This window comes from Mesoflavibacter sp. CH_XMU1404-2 (assembly GCF_037029465.1).
Lineage (GTDB): Bacteria > Bacteroidota > Bacteroidia > Flavobacteriales > Flavobacteriaceae > Mesoflavibacter.
Genome location: NZ_JAYMEM010000009.1, coordinates 265,804 through 291,502, shown reverse-complemented (window position 1 = coordinate 291,502; position 25,699 = coordinate 265,804). Strand labels below are relative to the sequence as shown.

The window sequence follows — 25,699 nt, the reverse complement described above, 5'->3', positions numbered from 1 at the left end:
TCCTAATATAAGGCGAGAGTTGATTTGTCGCTCTCGCCTTTCTTTTTAAAACACTATTAACTAAATGGTTAATTAGATTAATATTATTATGAAAAAGGCTGGAATTATAATGATTATAGGATCCTTGTTATTGCTAGGGCTTTTTAAATTCCCTTTATGGAACATTATGCTTGGTGCTCCACAATATCCAGATCCATTAGGTATGAATATCTACATTCAAGGTATCGAAGGGGTAAATGAATTCGATTTGCAAAATATTGATGGTCTAAACCACTATATTGGTATGAAAACCATCCCTAAACCCGAAGATATGTGGGAGTTTTCAGTGTTCCCAAAAGTAATTATTGGTATGGTCCTTTTAGGTGTTATCATTGGTTTATTAGGCTTTTTTGAAAAAGTTAGCTATAAGTACTTTTTAGGTTGGTTTATACTTATGTCAATTTTAGGTATATTGGGTATGTACGACTTTAATAATTGGCTGATTGAATATGGAAGCGATTTAGATCCACATGCCATAATTAAGGTAACCAATCCAGATGGCACACCAATGTCTTACAAACCACCATTACTTGGTTTTCAAAAATTATTGAATTTTGACGTCACTTCATTGCCACACGTAGGAGGTTATCTTATGTTTGTAGGTATGACATTGACCCTTGTTGCTTTTTGGCTAGGGAGAAAAGCAAGTTTGAAGAAAACAACGCAGTAAGTTTTACTGTAAACTCAAAACACTTAAAATTATGCAAACACTAAAACACTATTCAATTATTGCATTATTACTGGTACTTTTTAATTGTAATGCTAAACCAGAACCTATAAATTATGGAAGCGATGGTTGTTACTTCTGTAAAATGACCATTGTAGATAAAACACACGCAGCGGAAGTTGTCACCAAAAAAGGTAAAGTCTATAAATTTGACGCTACAGAATGTATGATTAACTTTATGAAGGATTTTGAAACGTCTGAAATTGAGTTATACTTATCGAACAACTATACAGAACCAGAAGCTCTAATTGATGCTACAAAAGCCACATTTTTAATCAGCGAGAATATTCCAAGTCCAATGGGAGCCTTTCTTTCTGCTTTTGAAAATAAAGCAGAGGCTGAAAAGTTTCAAGCAGAAAAAGGTGGTGACTTATACACTTGGGAAGAGTTACTAGTAAAATTTAAGGACTAATTTCATGAAACAACTTTTGGTTTTTCTTACAGTCATTTTAATGGCTAGCCCAACTATTGCCCAAAACATTGAAGTATGTAAAACCTGTCCTTTTTCAACTTTAAAAGAAGGAATTACCAATGCTAAAGACTTTGATACTATTGTAGTTAAAAAAGGAACGTACAAAGAACACGCTGTTATAGTTGATAAGCCTTTAACCATAATTGGCGAAAATTATCCGGTTATAGATGGCGAATTAAAAGGTGAGATTATTACCGTTATAGCAGATAGTGTTACCGTTGATGGTTTGTTCATTAAAAATGTGGGCAACAGTTATACTGAAGATTATGCCGCAATTCGTGTTAAAAACAGCAAGAATTTTCTTATTCAGAATTTAGTTTTGGAAAAATTGTTCTTTGGTATTTATATCGAAAAATCGAGAGACGGAAAGGTGTTTCACAACAAAATAGTTGGTGAAGCTGTTGAAGAGTATAATTCTGGTAATGGAATTCAGCTTTGGTACAGTAAAAATGTTCAAATTGAACATAATTTTGTGCAACACGTGCGTGATGGTATCTATTTAGAATTTTCCGACGATTGTGTCATAAAAAACAATGTAAGCGCATTAAATGTGCGTTATGGACTTCACTTTATGTTTTCTAATGACGATATTTATCAAGACAATATTTTCGAAAATAATGGTGCAGGCGTTGCCGTAATGTTTTCTAAGCACATAGAGATGTACAACAATATTTTTAAGGAAAATTGGGGAACGGCTTCTTATGGTTTGCTGTTAAAAGAAATAAACGATGCAGAAATTGAAGGCAATACCTTTGAAAACAACACGATTGGGATTAATATTGAAGGTTCTAATCGTATTAATTACAAGCAAAACACGTTTTCTAACAATGGTTGGGCCATTAAAGTAAAAGGAGCATGCTACACTAATAAATTTACCCAAAATAACTTTTTATATAACTCTTTTGATATTGCCTATAATAGCAAGGTTAATGACAACGAATTTGATAAAAACTATTGGAGCAATTACACAGGTTACGATCTTAACAAAGATGGTATTGGAGATGTGCCTTACAGACCAGTAAAACTATTCTCTTACATTGTAAATCGCACACCAGAAACCATTATTTTACTGCGTAGTATGTTTATAGATATTATTGATTTTTCTGAAAAAGTATCTCCCGTATTTACTCCAGATGATTTAATGGACAACAACCCTCAAATGAAAAAAATAACATGGTAACTATAGAGAATCTACATAAAAAATTTGGTAAAAATCAAGTGCTAAGCGGTGTTGATTTATCCATAACTGAAGGCGGTATTTTTGCAGTTCTTGGACCAAATGGGTCTGGTAAAACAACATTGATAAAATCGGTTTTAGGCATGGTAATTCCTGATAAGGGAAACATTACCGTTTTAAATGAGAACATTAAAAAGAATTCTGATTACAGACATAAAATTGATTATTTACCGCAAATAGCCAATTTCCCAAGTAATCTTCGTGTTAAAGAATTAATCAAGATGATTAAGGATTTGCGCAAACCCACCAATGAAGATCAACGATTAATAGAACTCTTCAAATTAGAACCCTTTTTAGATAAAAAATTAGGCAATCTTTCTGGTGGAACCAAACAAAAAGTCAACTTGGTTTTAACCTTTATGTTTGATAGTCCATTAATTATTTTGGACGAACCTACTACAGGTTTAGACCCAATTTCTCTTATTAGATTAAAAGATTTAATCAGTGCAGAAAAAGAAAAAGGAAAAACCATCTTAATCACTTCTCATATTATGAGTTTTGTTGAAGAAATTTCGGATGAAATTGTGTTTATCCTGGAAGGTAAAATCTATTTTAAAGGCACTATTCAAAAATTAAAAAACAAGACCGATCAACCTGATTTTGAACACGCGATTGCGTCTATATTAACAGACAATCATGCTTAAAATATTAAAATATAGTTTTTTCGATTTAATGCGTAGTCGTTGGAGTTACGTCTATTTTGCATTCTATTTACTGCTTGGTATTGTCCTGTTGTTTTTAAACAACGACCTATCAAAAGCAGTCATAACGTTAATGAACGTTATTATTGTTTTAGTACCTTTAATAGGAACTATTTTTGGCGTTATGTATTATTACAATTCCAAAGAATTTACAGAGCTTTTATTAGCACAACCCTTAAAGCGTTCGTCTATTTTTTTAGGCCAATATTTAGGTGTAGCCTTATCACTTTCTATGAGTTTAATTTTAGGCTTAGGATTGCCTTTTGTGTTTTATGGTTTGTTTGAAAGTAGTGCCATTTGGGACTTTTCATTACTACTTATTACAGGTACATTTTTAACCCTAATTTTTACTGCTTTAGCTTTTAATATTGCCTTATCTAACGAGAATAAAATTAAAGGTTTTGGATATGCAATTTTGCTTTGGTTATTCCTGGCAGTCATTTATGATGGTCTGTTTTTAATGACACTAATTATGTTTGAAGATTATCCTTTAGACAAAGTATCTTTAATCGGTACGATGCTAAATCCTATAGATTTATCAAGAACATTAATTCTATTAAAACTAGATATTTCAGCTTTATTAGGCTATACAGGAGCAGTGTTCAAACAATTTTTTGGGACTAGTTTTGGATTGATTATTTCATTTGTAATGCTTACCGTTTGGGTTGTGTTACCTGTTTTAAGAATTATATTTAAGTCTAAGAAAAAAGATTTTTAAGCTACTAATCGACATTAAAACCACACCATTATGAAAATTAAATTTGCCATAGCATTACTTATTTTAGCTTTCGTTTTTGGTTGCAAAAACGACCAGTCTAATCCTCAGACAACTTCTTCTATACAATTAGAAGGTTTGACACTTAATAACAACCAGAAATGGGTTGCTAATAAAGAAACGCATATTGGAATGCAGCGCATTGATTCGATTTTAAAACATAATGATTTTAAGAGTGCTAAAAAACTAGGCAAATCGCTTTCAAAGCAAACCAGTTATATCATTAAAAGTTGTGATATGACTGGCGAAGCGCATGACCAACTTCATGTAGTACTGGTTCCTATTATAGAAGAAATTTCAGAGATAAAAGAACTAGATAACACTTCAGAAATAGACAAAAAAGTAAGACATTTGCAACGCTTAACAGCAACCTATTTTAACTATTTTAAAAACTAATTATTAGCTGACATAAATCATATTATTTAGGACAAGTTTGTCCTAATTTAGCAACATGATATTAAAGGTTACATATAAATTAACTGCCTTGTTTTTAACATTCGTTTTATTAGCGAACAACATTAACAATGTCGTTATTGTAACCGATTTTGTGATTAACCAAGAGGTTATAGCTAAAACACTTTGTATCCAAAAAGAAAATCAAAAAGGATGTAACGGTAAGTGTCAATTAACAATAGAACTGGCAGAAAATAACACCAATTCTAATCAAAATGCACCATTGCCAGACAATGAAAGAACGCACTTAGACTTTTTTGTTATTAATACTTTTAGACATCTAAACGTTGAGGAATTTTCTCAAATATCTCAACTACACAGTAATCTATATTATAAAATAAAAGCACCAACTACTGGCTTTTATACTATAGATACACCACCACCAAATTTGTGTTAATTTTTTCGTGATGCTCTTAGAGCATATTTCTTTCTTTTTTGATGCCAAAATGGTTTCAAAACAAGATAATTATGTCAAAAAATTAACTCAAACACTATAATAATGAAACTTAAATATTTATTACCAATCGTATGTTTTACGCTATTCTTTTCATGTTCAACAGACGATAATGACGACACAATGCTAATTAATGAAGTTGAAAATTTACAACTTATTAAAACCATAGAAAATGGTGACCAATCCATAGAACTTTATAACGAAAAAGGAATGTTTGAAACTGGTTACAACATGATTAGCTTAAGAATTAAAGACAATAACACAAATACATACGTAGAAGATGCTACAATCTCTTGGATGCCGGTAATGCAAATGCCAACGATGCAACATTCATGTCCTAAATCCGAAATCACAAAAGCAATAGGAAAAGATACGGTTTACCAAGGTTTTATAATCTATCAGATGACTTTTGAAGATGGTTCTGGTTGGTCTTTAACTTTAGATTATACTATTAACGATGTGGACTATTCTGTAACAGAAACTATAAACGTTATGCAATACGAAAACCAGAATACTGCAAGTTTTATGGGTAGCGACGATAGTAGATATATTGTAGCTTTGATAGCGCCTAAAGACCCAAGTATAGCAATAAATAACATGAAAGTAGGTCTTTTTAAAATGGAAAATATGATGACGTTTCCAGTTGTGGAAGATTACACCATTGCTTTAGATCCGCGTATGCCAGGAATGGGTAATCACAGCTCACCAAACAATACAGATTTAACGTATAACAGTGCAGATCATTTTTACTACGGAAATTTATCCTTAACAATGACTGGCTATTGGAAGCTTAATCTGAAGCTTTTAGACGCGTCCGGAACCGTTTTAAAAGGTGAAGATGTTACTGAAAACAATGAATCTAGCAGTTTATATTTAGACCTAGAATTCTAATTTTTATTATATGCCATATTGAGCGCAGTCGAAATGCTATAGAAAAATAATAATAGCCGTTTTTTCGGCTGTTCTCAAATTGGCAGCATTTCACACTTATTTAAACACTAAAATTTTTTTTGCTATGAAAATGCAACTATTAGTCTTTTTATGTCTTCTAGTATCTGCAACTGGTTTTACACAAGACCAGCAAGAAGAAGCCAAAAAAGACACGACAAAATTAGAAGAAGTCCTTATCGTATCGCGACGTAAATTTAGTAATCACAGACAAGAAAAAACATTATCTAGTATTGATGATTACTTAGAAAAATCCAATAATGTTACGATGATAAAACGAGGTAATTATGCTTGGGAACCAACGGTTAACAACATGGTTAGCCAGCGTTTGGTAGTAACCATTGATGGCATGCAGATTTTTGGTGCTTGTACTGACAAAATGGATCCCATTACATCCTACGTAGATGTATCAAATCTTGACAAAGTAACTATTGGTTCTGGTCAAGAAGGTACCGAAAACGGACATTGTGTTGGTGGAGGCATCGATTTGCAATTACCTACTTCTAAATTTAATGGTTCTGGTCTAAAATCAAGTATCGATTTAGGTTACGAAACTAACGGAAATTACAAAGCTACAGGATTAGATCTGGAATATGCAGGCAACAAGTTTTTTATAAGTGCAGATGGGATTTTTAGAACATCTGATAATTATGATGCTGGTAACAATAAAGAAGTATTATATTCTCAGTTCGAAAAATATAATCTATCCTTACAAACAGGTTATAAATTCTCTGAAACCCAAAGCCTAGACGCCAATATTATTTACGACAAAGCCACAGATGTTGGCTATCCTGCTTTACCAATGGATGTATCTTTGGCAGAAGCTTTAATTAGCTCATTAACCCATCATTACACACCAGAAAACAAAGCCTTAAAAACATTAGAAACCAAATTGTATTTTAACACTATTACTCATATAATGGACGACACCAAGCGACCAATTGTTCCTATAAGAATGGATATGCCTGGATGGAGTGATACCTATGGATTTTACAGCAAAGCAGATGTTATTAAAGACAAACACCATGTATCTCTTAACTTAAATGGGTTTTATAATAAATCTTTAGCTGAAATGACCATGTTTTCTAACAACCCAAATGAACCAGATATGTTTATGTACACTTGGCCAGATATTAGAACACGTTACACAGGTATTTTTGCCAAGGACGCATATTATTTAAACGATAATTCTAGCCTTGAATCTTCTGTGCGCTTTGGTTTACACAACAACAGGATAGCCAAAGAAGAAGGCGTAGAAAGTTTAGGTATTTTTCATGATAATGTAGAAGACACCAAAGACAGAACGCTATTAAGTGTTGCGTCTGCTTACAAGTATAATAAGACCAATTATAAGCTTTCTTTTGGTTTAGGTTATGGCGAACGTGCACCATCGGTAAGTGAAGGTTATGGTTTTTTTATATTTAATAGTTTTGATAATTATGACTACATAGGCAATCCAAATTTAAAAGATGAAAAAGCGCTAGAAACCAACTTTAGTTTCAACCAAAAATTCAATGATTTTGAAATTGGCTTACAATCATCTTACTTTTATATTATGGATTATATTATCGGAGATTTAGCGCCAAACGTAAGTTCTATGACTATTGGTGCTAATGGAGTACGCGTTTATAATGCTTTAGACCATGCTTCTATTTTTGATGTCTATTTAAACAGTAGCTATAAAATTTCTGAGCGATTATCAGTAAACGGAACTATTGGTTATAACTATGGTAAAGGAAGCAATAACAAAAATTTACCACTTATAAAACCGTTCTCTTATTTTGCTGAATTTAATTACAATACATCAAAATTTAATGCAGCTTTACAGCTAGAAGGTAATGGCAATCAAAGTAATTTTAGTAGTTTATATGGCGAAAATGAAACCGCTTCATATGCTATCTTAAACCTTAATTTAGGTCATGCATTTTATGGTAAAAACGGAAAAACAATTCTAAAATATGGTATCGAAAATATTTTAGACGCCAATTATTCTACCTATGCAGACTGGAATAATATACCAAGACAAGGACGCAATTTTTATGTGAATTTATCTTATGTATTTCCTTGAAAATGATATAAACATGGTTAAATGTGTGAACTAAAAAATATATAAATCATAAACCTATTAGACCTCACAGGTTTTAAAATCTGTGAGGTCTTTTTTTAAAAGTATTTCTGTCATTAAGAATGAGGCACGAAGAGTAATCTTATAATAAAGAGATTTCTCGTCACTCGTTTTGTCGAAATGACAAGAAACCATTAAAGGTTTATAAAAACTAATTCTGATAATCATCGGAAGTAAAATCCCAAAGTTTTGAAAACAGGATAAAACCTTTAATTTGATAATCAAAAGACGACATAATCTTTGGACCTATTTTGTCCAAAATTCATCATCAGTATTATCTTCAAAAACTTCTGGTTGATGAATTTTTTCAATATCAATTAATTCTGCTTCCGTAGCTATCTTTTGTATTTCAGGAAACAACACACGTTCTTCAAATCTTATATGCTGTTCTAATTGGTCTTTAATATGCTGCAACGTTATAGTCTCATCATTACTCTCTTCAAACAAGTGTATTAAATTTTTGTGTTCTGTCAAAGCACGTTTTACCAATTCGTGATCATTGCCTAAAATGGGAAAAATGTGATTTTCTTCCATTTCAAAATGCGGAATTAAATGGGTTTTGTAAAACCAGTCAGCATACGTCTTAATACGTTTTGTCGCTATCTGATATCGAAAACCCATTTTAATTTTATAACACAATAACAAGCCAAAATGATGTTCTCTGCTTAAGGGTTGCAAGGCTTTATGTCTTTTTTGTGGCTGATGTTGCATACTTTGTGGATTTAATAATATTTAATAAAATAAAACTAATGCCTAAAGGCAATAAAATGCTAAATAAAAATAATAGCAGGTAATATTCTGTTAGGATTCCGCTTTTAAAATAGTACTTGATGCCTTGAATGAGCAGTAATAATTCGGTTAATACAAAGCCTAACACAAAACTATAAACACCAAAAGTTAGTGATTTTGAAACCGTAACCAAATCAGTTTTCAAGATAAAAGCAAATAAAAATCCACTAATAACACCAAGCATTAACAAATGGATAAAACCAATAACAAAATTACGATGCTCATAAACTACTTGAGAAAACTCAGGTAAAATAGAAAGTGACTGAAAAACTACTTTTAAAACAAAACAAATCAGCGCAAAACAATACATATAAAATATTAGCTTGTTTTTCTGATTTGTCAGCGTATTTATTTTCGGTTTTATAAGTTGAAAACATTTATACAGCGCTAAAATTTGGATAACAACACCAAAACCATTAATCCACAATAAACTATCATGAGGTGCAAACCATTGAGTTGGCAATGCAAAGGTTAATAAAGTTGATGCAATTAATAACCAGAAAAACTGTTTAAATATTTTAGAATTTTCAACCTGTAAAAGATGAAAAAAGACCACTAAAACTGCTATTAAAAACCATCCATTAAACTGATAATGTAAGAAGAATTGTATTGCTATTTGATAAAACGCAGACGACTGACCAAGTGTTGCTACTGCTGGACCTAAACACCAAACACCAAAGGTAGAAACAACCATAAATAACAATGCTGTTTTTAACAACTTTTGACTTACGTTTGATGAGGTTTTGCAGTGTTTCCAAATTAGATACACAAAGTAGTAACTACAAAAAATGTGTAAGGTTGAAAACGTAATAGAAATAGCAGCATATCCTTGAAACGGAAAAGTAAGCATCATGCCAATTACAGCAACTTCTGTTAGCCAAAACAACCGATTGAAGACCTTAAGTTTTTCTGGAACAAAATAATGTACAAAAAGTACATATAACATTAAATATACCCAACCTAACATGGCTACGTGCGAGTGCGCATGCGTTAAAAACCGATAATTAATATCAATAGAGTCTATAAAAGAAAAACGCAAAGTCAATCCCATTACTGCAGCAATAAAGAAATTAATTAAACAGACTATGACTAATTTTTTTGGCATGTATCAATTAGTTGGGTTAGAAAAGTAATGAAATAAGATAAAAATCCCGAAATGTCTGAGGAAAACATTTCAGGATTTTACTATAGGTTAAAAAAAGTAGATAAGGGATCGCTATCAATCAAATTGTGTTTCTAACGCTATAGCTTTAGGAAACAGAATGTTATTTTCTAAATGAATATGTAAATGCAAGTCTTTTTCAAATTCCTCTAACATAGCAAAGGTAACTTTATACGTGTTGCAAGCATCAGCTGGCGGATTGTAATTGTCCGTTAATTCTGCAATGTCTCTAAAACGTTGTCCTTCATTATCGTGTTCTTCCTTCATCATAGCAATTGGGTTTTCTACAGTGCCAAATTGTGGTGATTGGATTGCTTCATTTTTTAATTTAGCATTAACCATTCTCTTTACAAAAGGGAAAAGGATTAGTTCTTCCTTCTTCATGTGTGAGGCTAACTCGCCTGCAGATGCTGTAAACAACTCGTTTATTTTAAATAATTCTGGATGACGTTCGCCATGCACACGACATAATTTGTTTAAAAACTGAAGTAACACAGGTATTTTTTCTTCTACATATCTGTGGTGTTTTTTCTCTATATATTCTGCCAACAAGTCTAATGGCCAAGAGTTATAGTCTATACTTTCGCCTGTTTTGGCATTTAAAACGTTATTAAGTTCTGCTATAATTGCAGCTTCATCAATACCTTTTTTCTTGCAAGCTTCGGCAACTGTTCTATTACCATTGCAACAAAAATCTATTTTGTATTTAGAAAAAATAGCTGCAGTTCTAAAATCGTCTGCAACGTACTGTCCTATTTCTTTTTCGATGTTTTTTTGTAATACTTCCATGATTTATTATTTATTTCGGATAAATTTGTCTTATTTATATTTAAATTTTTTTTATTGAAACTCGATTTCAATCTAATAATTGTAAGTTGAAATCGATCCTTTTTTATATTGTAATTTTAAGTTTTTAAAAACGAAGAACCTAACTTAATATCCATAGCTAATTCTTCTAAATTAGTAGTTTCTAACATCTGTTTCAAACCATTTCTAATATCTTTAAATTTATCGTGCACAGGACAAGGATGATTTTCGTCGCAGGCACTTAAACCTAAGCCACATCCACTGTAGACAGCATCTCCATCGATAGCTTTAACAATTTGAGATAATTTAATTAATGGTATTTGATCTTTATCAATTTCAAAACCACCATGTGCGCCTCTTACAGATTTTATAATATGGTTTCTAACTAAAGCTTGAAGTATTTTTGCAGTAAATGCTTGAGGAGAATTAATTTCTTCAGAAATCTCCTTAGGACTTACACGTTGCCCTTCATAAGAGTTTTTAGCAATAAAAATTGAGGCTCTAATTCCGTATTCGCAAGCTTTTGAAAACATTTATTAATAATTTATTACAAAGATATAAAAATTAATTAAGACAAAACTATCTTAAATTAAGAATATTGGTGTCTAAACCATACTTTTTGCCATTCTCTTTTTAGGATTAAAAATGAAACGTTTTCACTTAACTGCAAAGCATCGTTACCATCTAAAGCTTTAATTTGATGTTCTGGCACATCAATTATATATAGCAAATTAAGATATTCTGTAAATTTTTCTTGTATTAATCTATATACCGTATCCTGCAACAACAACTTCAAACTAGTTGGTAAGATATCTTCATCAAAATCTAAATCTATATTAGCGTATAAAAAATCTTTGTTTAGTTGAGAGACTAATTTTTTATACAAATTTAATTTTGTGGCGTCTTCAATTAAGTTTTCAAATGTTGCTGGTAATTTCATTAGACTTTTCTTGTCATTAATCCCATTCCAAAATCTTTTAATAGCTGTTTTTTTTCTTCAGAGATAGTTAAGTCATCTAAAACCTTAAACGCTTTATTTGTATATTCTTCTATAGCATTTTGAGTTGCTTTTGCAGATCCACTTTCTACAAAAAACTGTTTTACAGTTTCTATTTTATCTTTGTTATCTTCTAATTGAACCGAATATAATTGCTCTAATTGTCTTTTTTTATCTGCATCCAAATACTCTAATGCTTTTAAATAGAGATATGTTTTTTTATTTTCAATTATATCTCCTCCTATTTGCTTTCCAAACGTTTTTGGATCGCCAAATGCATCTAAATAATCATCTTGAAGCTGAAAAGCTATACCTAACAAACTACCAAATTGATAGATATTTTCTTTGTTTTCTTCAGACGTATCGGCTACAATTGCTCCCATTTTCATAGCTGCACCAACCAAAACTGCAGTTTTATACTCAATCATTTTTAAATATTCTGGTATGGTAACATCATCTCTGGTTTCAAAATCTACATCATATTGTTGCCCTTCACAAACCTCTAAAGCTGTTTTACTAAACAATTTTGCTAATGCCTGAAATGTTTTTGGCTCATAATTTTCAAATAATTGATAAGCCATAATTAGCATAGCATCTCCAGACAAAATACCTGTATTTATATCCCATTTTTCATGCACAGTTTGTTGTCCTCTACGTAATGGTGCATCGTCCATTATATCATCATGTACTAAAGAAAAATTATGAAAAATTTCCACACTTAATGCTGCGTCTAAAGCTTCTTTGTGGTCGGTATCAAAAATTTCGGCAGTCATTAACGTTAATACTGGTCTTAAACGTTTACCACCTAATTCTAAAATATAATTTATAGGAATATATAAGTTTTCTGGCTGTTTTGGTTTTGCGTATTGTAGCAAATACGCCATAAAAGCGTCTTGGTAATATGAAATTGTTTGCATGCCGTAAAAATAAACCAAATACAATTATTAAACTAAAAATTTTTCAATGTTAAATAATCTTTAAAACTTTGGAAACTTTTTTTGTTTTTAAAGTTTCCTAACGTACATTTGCACCGATTATGAGAGCAAAAATTTTAGACAAGTCAGCAGATTTATTTTTAAACTATGGGTTTAAAAGTGTTACAATGGATGATATAGCTAATGCCTTAGGTATTTCAAAAAAAACCATATATCAACATTTTGACAATAAAACCAAGTTAGTTGAAGCTACAACATTACATATGTTCGAAATGATTTCAGAAGGTATTAATTGTATTTGTTCTTTAGAAAAAAATCCTATCGAAGAGATTTATGAAATCAAACGCTTTGTAATGGAGCATTTGAAAGATGAAAAATCTTCACCTCAACATCAGCTTCAAAAATATTATCCTAAAATCTTCGAATCTTTAAAAGCAAAACAGTCTTGCGTTATGGAAGATTGTGTTGTAAACAACTTAAATCGTGGTGTACAATTAGGGTTATATAGAGATAATATTAACATCGAGTTTATCTCTAGATTATACTTTAACAGTATGATGTGTTTAAAAGATAGAGACATATTTCCGTTACAAAACTTCTCAATGAATATGCTAATGGATAATTATTTAGAGTATCACATTAGAGGAATTTGCACACCAAAAGGTCTAGACATTTTAAAAGGTCTTATAGAAAACAATCAATCATAAAAAAACCAAAAAAATCTAAATGAAATCATTAATCAAATTACTAATAGTTACCGTTTCTTATTTGGGATTTTCCCAAGAAACGCCACAAAGCTTTAGCTTACAAGAAGCTATAGATTTTGCCTTAGAAAATAACAGACAGGCAAAAAATGCAGCATTAGATATTGATGCTGCAAAGCAACAAAAATGGGAAACAACAGCAACAGGTTTACCTCAAGTTAATGCAACAATAGACTACCAACACTGGTTAAAACAACAGGTACAGTTAATACCTGCAAGTGCTTTTGGCGGTCCTGAAGGCGAATTTGAAGAGGTTGTTTTTGGCACTAAACAAAATGCTACCGCTACAGCTACTTTAAGTCAATTACTTTTTGATGGTTCTTACTTAGTCGGTTTACAATCGGCTAAAGTGTATTTAGAAATTTCTAAAAACGCCAAAGAAAAAACAGACTTAGAAGTTAGAAAAGCAGTAATTAATGCCTACGGAAACGTATTAATGGCAGAAGAAAGTGTTTCTATTTTAGAAAATAACATTGAAATTCTTCAGAAAAACTTAGATGAAACCACTAAAATCTACGAAAACGGATTAGAAGAAGAAGAAAGTGTAGAGCAATTACAAATCACTTTATCTAGTGTACAAAGTAATCTAAACAATACTAAAAGATTAAAAACTTTAGCCTATAAAATGCTAAGTATAACATTAGGCTTAGATTACAATACACATATAGTCTTAACAGATGATTTAGAAAATTTAACTGTAAAAAACATACTTCAAGAAGGTATAGAAGATGCAGATGTAAAAAATACTATTGATTACAGAATAGCTGCCAATGATAAAACATCAAAAGAGTTACTACTAAAGCTTGAAAAGAGTAAAGCATTACCAACATTAAGCGCATTTATTAATGGAGGCTACAATGCTTTTGATGATCAGTTTGTCTTTTTAGATAGTGATACAAGATGGTTTGGTTCTTCATTATTAGGTGTTAGTATGAACATCCCAATTTTTAGTTCTGGTATGCGTAGTGCAGCAACACAACGTGCAAAAATCAATTTAGATAAAGCGCAAATTACTTTAGATGAAACCGAGCAACAATTAAAATTACAAATTGAAGCTGCTAAAAGTGATTTTATTCTTGCAACAGAAGAATACGAAAATAAAAAACAAAACTTAAATCTTGCTGAGCGTATTGAATCTAAAAATCAAACCAAATTTTTTGAAGGTGTAGGTTCTAGTTTTGAACTAAGACAAGCACAAACACAACTTTACACAGCGCAACAAGAATTTTTACAAGCAATGTTAGATGTGATTAACACCAAAGCAGAATTAGAAACATTAACTAACACAACAACCAAATACTAAACTCTTAAAACAATGAAACATATACAATTATTAATCCTAACATCACTACTATTAGTAGCTTGTGGCGGCAATCAAAAAAAGAACACCGTAGAAAGTGTTTTAGAAACAAACAATCTAGAGAAAATAAGAGCTAAACGTGCAGAACTTGTAGCGAATCAAGATGAAATCCATGCAAAAATCAAGCAATTAGACGAAGCTATTGCAAAAATTGATACTGTAAAAAAAGTTCCTTTAATTACTACAATTAAAGCGAAAGAAGAAATTTTTAATCACCAATTAGAAATTCAAGGTAACGTTACAACAAAAAACCTATTAGTAATCACACCAGAGTTTAACGGTATACTTACAAATGTTTACGTTAAAGAAGGACAACGTGTTAGTAAAGGACAATTATTAGCAAAAATTGATGATGGCGGTTTAAGCCAACAATTAGCACAATTAAAAATTCAAGCCGATTTAGCGCGCACAACTTTTGAGCGTCAAAAACGTCTTTGGGATCAAAATATTGGTAGCGAAATTCAATACTTACAAGCCAAATCAAGCTACGAAGCACAACAAGAAGCCGTTAACCAATTACAACAACAAGTTGCAAAAACCAATGTAAAAGCACCATTTTCAGGAACAATTGATGATGTAATTACAGAGCAAGGTAGTGTTGTTGCTGCAGGACAAACTCAATTAATGCGTATAGTTAACCTAGACGATATGTACATAGAAACAGACGTACCAGAAAGTTACATTACAGATGTTACTAAAGGTAAAGATGTTACGGTTACAATTCCTGTAATTAATAAAACTGTTGATACAAAGATTAGACAAGCAGGAGATTTTGTAAATCCAGCTAACAGAACTTTTAAAATCGAAGTTCCTGTTCCAAATAAAGACAAAGACATCAAACCAAACCTAACTGCTAAACTAAAAATTAACGACTACACTAACGAAGCAGCGTTATTAGTGCCATTAAGTATAATATCTGAAAACGCAGAAGGTGAGCAATACCTTTACACCATTACGGATAAAAACAAAAACGGAGAAGGCATTGCTACCAAAGTAATTATAAAAACAGGAAAGACTCAAGGAGACGTTATAGAAGTTTTAGAAGGCATAAAAGACGGTACCGAAATTATTAAAGAAGGTGCAAGAAGCGTTAAAGATGGTCAAACTGTTAAAGTCATTCAATACTAAAAAATCAACCAAATGACTAAAAAGAAAAACAAAAAACAAGTCGATAAAGAGTTTGGTTTATCATCGTGGGCAATTAATAACAAAACCACAATGTATGTACTAATTCTGGTTATATTTTATTTAGGTATATCTGCATTTTTTAGTATGCCTAGAGAAAATTTTCCAGAAGTAAACGAAACTAAAATATATGTAAGTGCTATTTTCCCTGGTAATACAGCAGAAGATATAGAAAAACTTATTGTAGATCCGTTAGAAGACGAGCTAAAAACAGTTAGTAACGTCGTCGAAATCACATCAACATCTCAAGAAGATTACGGAATGTTAATGATTGAATTTGACGAGAATATTACTGTAGAACAAGCCAAACAAAAAGTTAAAGATGAAGTGGACACCAAAACATCTGGCGAAGATTGGCCAACCTTTAATGGTGCAAAAGTAGAACCAGATGTATTCGAGTTAAGCCTTTCTGAAGAAATGCCTATTCTTAACATTAATATTTCTGGTGATTATCCTATCGAAAAACTTAAGGATTACGGAGAATACCTTCAAGATGAAATTGAAAATCTACTAGAAATTAAAAAAGTAGACATACGTGGTGCACAAGAAAAAGAAGTTGAAGTTGCAGTAGACATCTACAAAATGATGGCGGCACAAGTCACTTTTAACGATGTTATTGGCGCTATTAATAATGGTAACGTAACCGTGTCTGCTGGTAATTTAAAAGCAAGTGGACAACGTCGTACCATTCGTATTTTAGGAGAAATAGAAGATCCTGCACAATTAAAAAACTTTGTTGTAAAGTCTGAAAACGGAAATGCTATTTATCTAAAAGATATTGCAGAAATTTCTTTTAAAGAAGAAGACAAAACAACCTTTGCAAGAGAGTTTGGTCATCCTGTTGTAATGCTAGACGTAAAAAAACGTGCTGGTAAAAACATGGTTGCTGCTGCAGAGCAAATTCAAGTTATTGTTAAAGATGCTATAGAAAATGAATTCCCTCAAGATTTACAAGTAACTATTGCAAATGACCAATCTTCAGTAACAATTGGTCAAGTAGATGACCTTGTAAACAACATTATTTTTGGTGTTCTTTTAGTAGTTACCGTTTTAATGTTCTTCTTAGGGTTTAAAAACGCCATATTTGTTGGTTTTGCAATACCAATGTCTATGTTTATGTCCCTAATGATATTAGAGTTAATGGGACAAAGTTTAAATACTATGGTACTGTTTGGACTAATTATGGGACTTGGTATGCTTGTAGATAACGGTATTGTTGTAGTAGAAAACGTTTACCGTTTAATGGATGAAGAAGGTATGAGCCGTATGGAAGCTGCCAAAAAAGGTATTGGCGAAATCGCTTTCCCTATCATCATTTCTACATTAACAACTGTTGCTGCATTCGTACCGCTTGGTTTATGGCCAGGTATTATGGGAGAATTTATGATGATTTTACCTATCACACTTTCGGTAGTATTAGGATCGTCTTTATTTGTTGCTATCTTTTTCAATTCGGTATTAGTATCTCAATTTATGAGTACCGAAGACAAAGACATGCCTCTAAAAAAGATTATTAGAACAACAGTAATAATGGCTGTTATTGGGATTTTAGTAATCATTTCTGGTAGCGCTTACAGAGGATTAGGAACATTAATGATACTTACTGCTATCATGCTTTGGGTTTACCGTTTAGTACTTCGTGGTTGGGCTAATAGCTTTCAAAATAAAACTTTAGTAAAACTAGAAAAATGGTACGAAGGACAGTTACGTTGGGCTCTATCAGGAAGAAAGCCCTACTTTATTAGTTTCGGAACTGTACTTTTATTAATCGTAGCATTTATTGCTTTTGGAATTTCATTAGCAACACAACGTACCAAAGTAGAATTTTTCCCAGATAATAAACCAAACCAAATTATTGTCTATATAGAATATCCGCAAGGAACTGCTATAGAAAAAACAAACGCTATTACTAAAGAAATTGAGCAACGTGTCTACAAAGTTTTAGACAACAATCAATATAAAGATGGCGACTATAACTTTATGGTAGAAAGTGCAGTTTCTCAAGTTGGTGAAGGTGCTGGTAACCCGCAAACCGATGGTGGATCTGCTGCCGAAATGCCTCATAAAGCCAAGATTACTGCATCAATGCGAGAGTATAAATACCGTCGTGGTGAAGACAGTGAGTTATTAAGACAAAAAGTACAAGAAGCGCTTGTTGGTATTTATCCTGGTGTATTAATTTCTGTTGAAAAAGACCAAAATGGTCCTCCTGCTGGAGCGCCAATTAATATTGAAATTGAAGGTGATGATTACAACGAATTAATTGCTACCGCAGAAAATATGCGTGAGTTTATTAACTCAAGAAACATTGCAGGTATTGACGAGCTTAAAATTGATGTAAACAAAGACAAACCATCAATGCAAGTTATTGTAGATCGTGAAAAAGCTGGAGAATTAGGTATAAGTACTGCGCAAGTTGGTCAACAATTACGTAACTCAATCTTTGGTTCTAAAGCTGGTATTTATAAAGAAGGTGGTGATGATTATGATATTTATGTTCGTTTTAATGAAGAAAACAGATATAATACAAGTGCATTATTCAATCAAAATATCACGTTTAGAAACAATACTGGACAATTAGTAAGCGTACCTGTTTCTGCAGTTGCTTCTTACGAAAACAATTCTGGTTTTAGTGCCATAAAACATAAAGACACTAAGCGTGTTGTTACCGTGTATTCTGCATTAGCACCAGGTTATACAGATGCTGGCGCAATTGTAAATAAGATTCAAAATGAAATGAAAGCTTACGAAGGTCTACCTGAAAACATCAAAATAGATTACACAGGTCAAATCGAAGAGCAAAACAAGCAAATGGCATTTTTAATGGGTGCATTTTTTACAGGACTTGGATTAATCTTTTTCATTTTAATTTTCCAATTTAACTCAATTTCAAAACCAGCTATTATTATGTTGGCTATTTTCTTAAGTTTTATTGGTGTGTTTGGCGGATTGGTTATAACCGGTAAAGCGTTCGTTATTATGATGACTATGGTTGGTATCATTTCGCTTGCCGGAATTGTGGTAAACAATGGCGTTGTACTATTAGATTACGCCCAACTTTTAATAGATAGAAAGAAAAACGAATTAGACTTAGACGATAACGAATACTTAGATAACAAAGATCTTTTTGAAAGTATCGTAAAAGCTGGTAAAGCACGTTTAAGACCAGTATTATTAACAGCTATCACGACAATTTTAGGGTTAGTACCATTAGCAATTGGATTAAACATCAACTTCTTTACTTTATTTAGTGAATTTGATGCACACGTCTATATGGGTGGAGACAACGTTGTGTTTTGGGGACCGTTAGCTTGGACCGTTATTTACGGACTATTTGTAGCAACATTCTTAACACTAATTGTGGTACCAGTCCTTTTCTTCTTAAGTATGAAACTAAAAATGTGGATTAGAAGAAAATTTTCTAACAAAGAAGAACAACAACTTCCAGAAGAAGTAGTTAACTAAATAAAATAAGCCGAAGCTCTTGCTTCGGTTTTTTTATTGCTTAAATTTGCACTTACTAAACAAACATTATGTACAGAAGTCATAGCTGTGGTGAGTTAAGAGCATCACATATAAATACAGACGTTACCCTTTCTGGATGGGTACAAAAATCTAGAGATAAAGGTTTTATGATTTGGGTAGATTTACGTGATCGTTACGGAATTACTCAACTTATTTTTGATGAAGAACGTACGCCTAAATCCATAATGGAACAAGCACAAAAGTTAGGTCGTGAGTTTGTGATTCAAGTTAAAGGAACCGTAATCGAACGTGAGTCTAAAAACAAAAATATACCAACAGGTGATATCGAAGTTTTAGTAAAAGAATTAACCATTCTTAACGAATCTAAGTTACCACCTTTTACAATAGAAGATGAAACGGATGGTGGTGAAGAATTACGCATGAAATATCGTTACATCGATATTAGACGTAATCCGGTAAAAAACAACTTAATCTTTAGAGCAAAAGTGACTCAAGAGGTTAGAAACTTTTTATCAAACCAAGGATTTATAGAAGTAGAAACACCTTATTTAATCAAATCTACACCAGAAGGCGCACGAGATTTTGTGGTACCAAGTAGAATGAATGAAGGTCAGTTTTATGCACTACCACAATCACCACAAACCTTCAAGCAATTGCTAATGGTTGGTGGAATGGATAAATATTTTCAGATTGTAAAATGCTTTAGAGATGAAGATTTACGTGCCGATAGACAACCAGAATTTACGCAAATAGACTGCGAAATGGCGTTTGTAGAGCAAGAAGACATCTTAAATGTTTTTGAAAACTTAACGCGTCATTTATTAAAAGAAGTCAATGGTGTTGAAGTTGAAAAATTCCCACGTATGCTTTATGACGATGCTATGCGTCTTTACGGAAACGACAAACCAGACATTAGATTTGGTATGCAGTTTGGAGAACTTAACGAAGTTGCACAGCACAAAGATTTTGGTGTATTTAATAATGCCGAATTAGTTGTTGGTATTGCAGTACCAGGAGCTAACGCTTACACACGTAAAGAAATAGATAAACTTATAGATTGGGTTAAGCGTCCGCAAATTGGTGCGTTGGGTATGGTTTACGTACGTTGCAACGAAGACGGTACTTACAAATCTTCGGTAGATAAATTTTATGATCAAGAGGATCTTGCAAAATGGGCAGAAAAAACAGGTGCTAAAGCTGGCGATTTGATCTGTGTACTTTCAGGAGACACAAACAAAGTACGCGCACAACTTAGTGCTTTACGTATGGAAATGGCAGAACGTTTAGGTTTACGTAAGCCAAACGAATTTGCACCACTTTGGGTAATCGATTTTCCTTTATTAGAGCTTGATGAAGAAACTGGTCATTACCATGCAATGCACCATCCATTTACATCACCAAAACCTGGTCAAATAGAATTATTAGATACTAAACCAGGCGAAGTTAAAGCTAATGCTTACGACTTAGTATTAAACGGAAACGAAATTGGTGGTGGATCAATTAGAATTCATGATAAAGAAACACAAGCCATTATGCTTAAACATTTAGGGTTTAGCGAAGAAGAAGCCAAAGCACAATTTGGATTCTTAATGGATGCTTTTGAATATGGTGCGCCACCACATGGCGGATTAGCATTTGGATTAGATAGATTAGTGGCAATTTTAGGCGGACAAGAAACTATTAGAGATTTTATTGCGTTCCCTAAAAACAATGCTGGTAGAGATGTAATGATAGATGCACCTGCACCAATTGACGATGAACAATTAGACGAGCTTAACTTAAGCTTAAAACTTAATTCATAACACAAAAAAATCCTGCAAAACGCAGGATTTTTTATTTATAGACAACAACATTAATTCATTTTAATTTTGGAAACAAAAACCCATAAAAAACTAAACGAATTAGAATCTACAGCTATTTGCGGTAACGACATTAGTTCTTCTGTACTATATGTCTCTGCTTTAGCTATTTCATTTGCGGGGCAATATGCATGGATTACTTTGCTTATTGTATCTGTAGTTTTGTTTTTATTCCGAAGGATTTACGGTGAAGTTGTTGGTGCATTACCTTTAAATGGTGGCGCATATAATGCATTATTAAATACGACTAGTAAATTTATGGCGTCTTTTGCTGCAACACTTACCATATTATCTTATATGGCTACTGCAGTAATTTCTGCTAACGAAGCGATACATTATTTACATCATGTCATACCAGCAATGCCAATAATTGCAACTACTATTGGCTTGCTTTCTTTATTCGCATTACTAACCATTGGAGGCATAACAGAATCTGCAAAAGTTGCAATTGGTATCTTTTTGTTTCATTTATCATCATTAGTATTATTAAGTGGGTTTATAATTTTCTTCTTAATAAATAATGGTATTGGTATTTTCTTAGATAATTGGTCTTTTCCTGTTTCTAAAAATGAAAGCATTTTAACAGCTATTTTCTTAGGTTTTTCCGCTTCTATGTTAGGTGTTTCTGGATTTGAAAGCTCTGCTAATTTTGTTGAAGAGCAAAAAAAAGGTGTTTTCCCAAAAACATTAAAAAACATGTGGATTATTGTAAGCATTATTAATCCGCTTATGGCTGTATTTGCATTATCCTTATTTGCTATTCCTCTATTACAAAGTGATGCCTATCAAAACACATTACTTGTAGAAATGGCGCAGCACGTTGGCGGAAATTGGGTTGCTATTTTAATTTCTATTGATGCCTTTTTAGTATTAAGCGGTGCTGTATTAACAAGTTTTGTTGGTGTCTCTGGTCTTTTAGAACGTATGACTTTAGATAGAATTATGCCACAATTCTTCTTAAAGAAAAATAAAAAAGGAAGTTCTTACAGAATCATTATAATGTTCTTTATTTTATCCGTTTCTGTATTGCTAATTACTCAAGGAGAAGTGTCTGTTTTAGCTGGTGTTTATACTATTTCATTTTTATCAGTAATGGCATTGTTTGGTATTGGTAACATTCTTTTAAAAGCAAAAAGAGGACAATTGCCAAGACCAGAAAAAGCCAAGTGGATTTCGGTTGTTTTAGCCATTATTGGTGTAATAATCGCTTTAATTGGTAATATTTTAATGGAGCCAGAAAAGGAGCAACCTAGTAATTTAATTGTCTTTTTAGATTATTTTATTCCGTTTATAGTCTTTGTTGTTATCATGCTTAATCGCACATTAATTTTAAAGTTAATCTTAAAATTAATTCATTATATGTTTGATCCTTTACGTAAAACAGTGTTTAGTATGGATAAAAAAATAACGCAAACTATAGATCGTATTAACAAACAGGAGTTTGTGTTTTTTACCAAAGGAGATAATATTGCAACTCTTAATAAAGTAATGCTTTACATTATAAAAAACGAGCACACTAAAAAGATAAAAATTGTTCATGTGGTAAGTCACAACGAATCTATTCCAAAAAATTTAGCCGAAGAAATCAAATTTTTAGACAGAGAATATCCTCAAATAAAAATTGAATTTATTATTGAAGAAGGTATTTTTGGACCAGAATTGATTAACCAACTTTCTAAAAGATGGAATATTCCTGTAAACTTTATATTTATTGGTTCGCCTAGCGAAAAATTTGAACATAAGGTTGAAGATTTAGGTGGAGTAAGACTTATTATTTAATTTTGTATTTATTTATTAATCATGCCTAAACAACCACTATTAAAACGTTTCTTAATTTGGAAATACAAACATATTTCTGAAAGAAACTTTGTATATGCACTTAGCATACTTGTTGGTTTTTTGGCAGGTGTTGGAACCGTTACTTTAAAAAACTTAACACACTACATAAAGTTACTTTTTGAAATTAGTTTTTTTAAAAACAATCAAAATTCGTGGTACTTTGTTTTTCCTATCATCGGACTTTTGTTGGTTTATATCATAAAACAAACTTGGCTAAAAAAACATATTGGTCACGGTATCTCAACAACATTATATGCCATATCAAAACTCAACGGAATTATTCCTAGATACAATATTTATGCAGCATTAATTACTGCGCCATTAACTGCTGGTTTTGGTGGGTCTGTTGGACTGCAAGGACCTGCTGTAAGTGTTGGTTCTGCTCTAGGTTCTAATGCAGCACGATTATTTCATATGAATAAAAACACCAGAATGTTACTGGTTGGTTGTGCTGCTGCTGGTGCTATGGCATCTATGTTTAAAGCTCCAATTGCAGCTATAATTTTTGCTATTGAAATATTCAGTTTAGACATTGCTTTCACTTCATTAATTCCATTATTATTAGCATCCGTTTCTGCTGTGGTAACATCGTATATGTTTTTAGGAACAGATGTATTACTTCGTTTTGAATTGATAGATAAATTTCAAGTTAAAGACATATTATTTTATGTGCTTTTAGGGTTGGTCACAGCATTTGCTTCGGTGTATTTCTCTAAAGTTTTCTTTGCTATCACCAACTTTTTCAAACAATTTAAAAGCAGAGCAAAACGCTTATTAATTGGTGGAATTGCAATAGGCACCATGTTATATTTTATTCCGCCACTTTATGGTGAAGGTTACGGTATAATGAACAATTTGCTTAAAGGTGATCACCTAGCTGCAATAGGCCTAACACCTTTTGATTTAGATCTTTCTAATATTTGGATTGTTATTGCTTTACTTTTAGGTATTTCGGTATTTAAGGCTATTGCAATGACAACAACTTTTGGCGCTGGCGGAGTAGGTGGTGTTTTTATCCCAACCTTAGTTATGGGAAGCGCTTTAGGAAATGCTTTTGCAAAAATAGTTAACAATTTAGGGTTAGATTTTCATGTATCCGAATCTAATTTTACTTTAATAGGTATGACAGGATTAATGGCTGGTGTGTTACATGCTCCTTTAACAGCCATATTCTTAATTGCAGAAATTACAGGCGGTTACGAACTTTTTGTACCACTAATGATTGTTTCGGCAATTTCATTTGCTATTACAAAATACTATGTATCACATTCTATTTACACTTTAAAACTTGCCGAACGAGGCGAACTTTTAACACACGATAAAGACCAAAATGTTTTAATGGTTTTAGACATTAAAAAAGTAATCGAAACCAATTTTATTACCCTAAAACCAGAAATGACGCTTGGCGAAATGCTACATGAAGGTGTTGCAAAATCAACCAGAAACTTATTTCCTGTAGTTGATAATGATGGTGCTTTGGTTGGTATTATTTTATTAGATGATGTTAGGAATATTATGTTTAATCAATCGCATTACGACACCACTTTTGTAGAAGACCTAATGCACAATCCACCAGATATTATAGATCATGATAACGATTCTATGAAAGTAGTCATGTCTAAATTTCAGGATTCTAACGCATGGAATCTACCAGTAATTAAAGACGAAAAGTATGTAGGATTTGTTTCAAAATCTAAACTATTAACAGCCTACAGAAGACAATTAATAAACTTTACAAAACGCTAAAAGTTCAAGATGAAATACATCACACTCATTGCCTTTATCGCATCAATTTCAAGCATTATCTGTGGATTTGTTTTAGACACACCTCATGCTCAAAAACTTATTGGTTTTGGTGTTTTAGGGTTGTTTTTTGTAGTCATTCCTCTGTTTTCCTATTACCGCTGGAAAGATAAAAACGTACAAGACTACATGCTTACCAAAGAAAAACTACAAGAAATGAGAGACAAAGAAGGCGATAGACGTAAATTATAATTTGGGCGTTTCCCTATCGGGTCGCGCTATTCGCTATATCTTTTTGTTTTTCAATAAACAAAAAGGATGCCGCTACTATCGCTAACGCAAATTCCAGCCAACACAAAGACGTTTAGTTAAGATTTCGTTTTTCGATAAAAAAACGTTTCAATAATTCCGAAGCTTCTTCCTCTAAAATACCACCTTCAATTTTAGTTTTAGGATGCAGTTTTGTGTTTAAATTAATACAACCACGTTGTTCATCTCTAGCAGCATATACAATTCTACTAGTCTGACTCCAATACAACGCGCCAGCACACATTTGGCAAGGCTCTAAAGTTACATACAGCGTACAATCTTTTAAGTATTTTCCGCCTAAAAAATTAGCAGCAGCAGTAATGGCTTGCATTTCGGCGTGTGCAGTTACATCATTAAGTCGCTCGGTTAGGTTATGAGCTCTAGCAATAATTCGGTCTTTAATAACAATAACAGCACCAACAGGAATTTCACCTTTATCAAAAGCCTCTTGCGCTTCTTGCAAGGCTTTTTTCATAAAATAAGTATCATCAAAAGGTTGTATCATAAGCGTAAAAATACAATTTAAGATACTA

24 protein-coding genes are annotated in these 25,699 nt (G+C 32.3%); 17 read left to right on the top strand and 7 right to left on the bottom strand.

Translation table 11 applies throughout. The annotated features are described in order from the left end of the window. Positions 1-88: 88 nt before the first annotated feature. The 9 genes from WA327_RS07300 to WA327_RS07260 all read left to right on the top strand — a co-directional run bounded on the left by WA327_RS07300 (position 89) and on the right by WA327_RS07260 (position 7,874). Positions 89-709 carry a hypothetical protein gene (locus WA327_RS07300; protein ID WP_336068108.1) on the top strand — a complete coding sequence of 207 codons (621 nt, stop codon included), beginning with the start codon at positions 89-91 and terminating at the stop codon, positions 707-709. A gap of 31 nt (positions 710-740) precedes the next feature. Further along, complete coding sequence (locus WA327_RS07295; RefSeq protein ID WP_336068105.1) at positions 741-1,178, top strand: nitrous oxide reductase accessory protein NosL; 438 nt, start codon at positions 741-743, stop codon at positions 1,176-1,178. Between the two features lie 4 nt (positions 1,179-1,182). Continuing rightward, positions 1,183-2,418 carry a nitrous oxide reductase family maturation protein NosD gene (locus WA327_RS07290; protein WP_336068102.1) on the top strand — a complete coding sequence of 412 codons (1,236 nt, stop codon included), beginning with the start codon at positions 1,183-1,185 and terminating at the stop codon, positions 2,416-2,418. After that, a complete protein-coding gene (locus tag WA327_RS07285) occupies positions 2,412-3,119 on the top strand; it encodes an ABC transporter ATP-binding protein (protein ID WP_027879513.1) in 708 nt (235 codons plus the stop codon). Before WA327_RS07290 ends, WA327_RS07285 begins: the two co-directional genes overlap by 7 nt. Then, the gene (locus tag WA327_RS07280) at positions 3,112-3,894 is read left to right on the top strand and encodes an ABC transporter permease (protein ID WP_336068096.1); all 783 of its coding nucleotides are present in this window, start codon (positions 3,112-3,114) and stop codon (positions 3,892-3,894) included. The genes WA327_RS07285 and WA327_RS07280 overlap by 8 nt, the downstream gene beginning before the upstream one ends. 30 nt (positions 3,895-3,924) lie before the next feature. Further along, positions 3,925-4,347 (top strand): hypothetical protein, encoded by a 423-nt coding sequence (locus WA327_RS07275; protein WP_027879515.1) that lies wholly within the window; start codon positions 3,925-3,927, stop codon positions 4,345-4,347. Between the two features lie 88 nt (positions 4,348-4,435). Further along, on the top strand, positions 4,436-4,801 hold the full coding sequence (locus WA327_RS07270; protein WP_155912584.1) for a hypothetical protein: 366 nt from the start codon (positions 4,436-4,438) through the stop codon (positions 4,799-4,801). Between the two features lie 102 nt (positions 4,802-4,903). Beyond that, positions 4,904-5,749, top strand: a complete 846-nt coding sequence (locus WA327_RS07265) for a hypothetical protein (RefSeq protein ID WP_336068085.1) — start codon at positions 4,904-4,906, stop codon at positions 5,747-5,749. Between the two features lie 124 nt (positions 5,750-5,873). After that, positions 5,874-7,874, top strand: a complete 2,001-nt coding sequence (locus WA327_RS07260) for a TonB-dependent receptor (protein ID WP_336068082.1) — start codon at positions 5,874-5,876, stop codon at positions 7,872-7,874. Between the two features lie 303 nt (positions 7,875-8,177). Here WA327_RS07260 and WA327_RS07255 read toward each other — a convergent pair whose 3' ends face one another. From WA327_RS07255 to WA327_RS07230, 6 genes are all read right to left on the bottom strand, one after another. Next, on the bottom strand, positions 8,178-8,642 hold the full coding sequence (locus WA327_RS07255) for a hemerythrin domain-containing protein (RefSeq protein WP_027879519.1): 465 nt from the start codon (positions 8,640-8,642) through the stop codon (positions 8,178-8,180). Next, the gene (locus WA327_RS07250; RefSeq protein WP_336068076.1) at positions 8,614-9,825 is read right to left on the bottom strand and encodes a hypothetical protein; all 1,212 of its coding nucleotides are present in this window, start codon (positions 9,823-9,825) and stop codon (positions 8,614-8,616) included. Before WA327_RS07250 ends, WA327_RS07255 begins: the two co-directional genes overlap by 29 nt. A gap of 114 nt (positions 9,826-9,939) precedes the next feature. After that, positions 9,940-10,671: an iron-sulfur cluster repair di-iron protein gene (gene ric / locus WA327_RS07245; RefSeq protein WP_027879521.1), complete on the bottom strand. Its 732-nt coding sequence runs from the start codon at positions 10,669-10,671 to the stop codon at positions 9,940-9,942. Between the two features lie 116 nt (positions 10,672-10,787). Beyond that, positions 10,788-11,222 (bottom strand): Rrf2 family transcriptional regulator, encoded by a 435-nt coding sequence (locus WA327_RS07240; protein ID WP_106677362.1) that lies wholly within the window; start codon positions 11,220-11,222, stop codon positions 10,788-10,790. 56 nt (positions 11,223-11,278) lie between these two features. Beyond that, the gene (locus WA327_RS07235; RefSeq protein WP_106677360.1) at positions 11,279-11,629 is read right to left on the bottom strand and encodes a hypothetical protein; all 351 of its coding nucleotides are present in this window, start codon (positions 11,627-11,629) and stop codon (positions 11,279-11,281) included. Beyond that, on the bottom strand, positions 11,629-12,603 hold the full coding sequence (locus tag WA327_RS07230) for a polyprenyl synthetase family protein (RefSeq protein WP_336068072.1): 975 nt from the start codon (positions 12,601-12,603) through the stop codon (positions 11,629-11,631). Before WA327_RS07230 ends, WA327_RS07235 begins: the two co-directional genes overlap by 1 nt. A 119-nt stretch (positions 12,604-12,722) precedes the next feature. On the opposite strand from WA327_RS07230, the gene WA327_RS07225 reads away from it, so the two are divergent. The 8 genes from WA327_RS07225 to WA327_RS07190 all read left to right on the top strand — a co-directional run bounded on the left by WA327_RS07225 (position 12,723) and on the right by WA327_RS07190 (position 25,109). Next, complete coding sequence (locus WA327_RS07225) at positions 12,723-13,328, top strand: TetR/AcrR family transcriptional regulator (protein WP_336068071.1); 606 nt, start codon at positions 12,723-12,725, stop codon at positions 13,326-13,328. Positions 13,329-13,347: 19 nt separating this feature from the next. Then, positions 13,348-14,688 carry a TolC family protein gene (locus WA327_RS07220; protein ID WP_336068069.1) on the top strand — a complete coding sequence of 447 codons (1,341 nt, stop codon included), beginning with the start codon at positions 13,348-13,350 and terminating at the stop codon, positions 14,686-14,688. A gap of 12 nt (positions 14,689-14,700) precedes the next feature. Next, a complete protein-coding gene (locus WA327_RS07215) occupies positions 14,701-15,873 on the top strand; it encodes an efflux RND transporter periplasmic adaptor subunit (RefSeq protein ID WP_336068067.1) in 1,173 nt (390 codons plus the stop codon). Positions 15,874-15,885: 12 nt separating this feature from the next. Continuing rightward, positions 15,886-19,395, top strand: coding sequence for an efflux RND transporter permease subunit (locus WA327_RS07210; RefSeq protein ID WP_336068065.1), 3,510 nt, complete (start codon positions 15,886-15,888; stop codon positions 19,393-19,395). Between the two features lie 68 nt (positions 19,396-19,463). Beyond that, a complete protein-coding gene (gene aspS, locus WA327_RS07205) occupies positions 19,464-21,218 on the top strand; it encodes an aspartate--tRNA ligase (protein ID WP_336068063.1) in 1,755 nt (584 codons plus the stop codon). Positions 21,219-21,284: 66 nt separating this feature from the next. Beyond that, positions 21,285-23,054, top strand: a complete 1,770-nt coding sequence (locus WA327_RS07200) for an APC family permease (RefSeq protein ID WP_336068060.1) — start codon at positions 21,285-21,287, stop codon at positions 23,052-23,054. A gap of 21 nt (positions 23,055-23,075) precedes the next feature. Further along, positions 23,076-24,860, top strand: a complete 1,785-nt coding sequence (locus WA327_RS07195; RefSeq protein WP_336068057.1) for a chloride channel protein — start codon at positions 23,076-23,078, stop codon at positions 24,858-24,860. A 9-nt stretch (positions 24,861-24,869) separates the two neighbouring features. Next, entirely contained in the window at positions 24,870-25,109 is a 240-nt protein-coding gene (locus WA327_RS07190) for a hypothetical protein (protein ID WP_336068055.1), read from the top strand. A gap of 112 nt (positions 25,110-25,221) precedes the next feature. On the opposite strand, the gene WA327_RS07185 is transcribed toward WA327_RS07190, so the two are convergent. Further along, entirely contained in the window at positions 25,222-25,671 is a 450-nt protein-coding gene (locus WA327_RS07185) for a nucleoside deaminase (protein ID WP_336068052.1), read from the bottom strand. Positions 25,672-25,699: the final 28 nt, after the last annotated feature.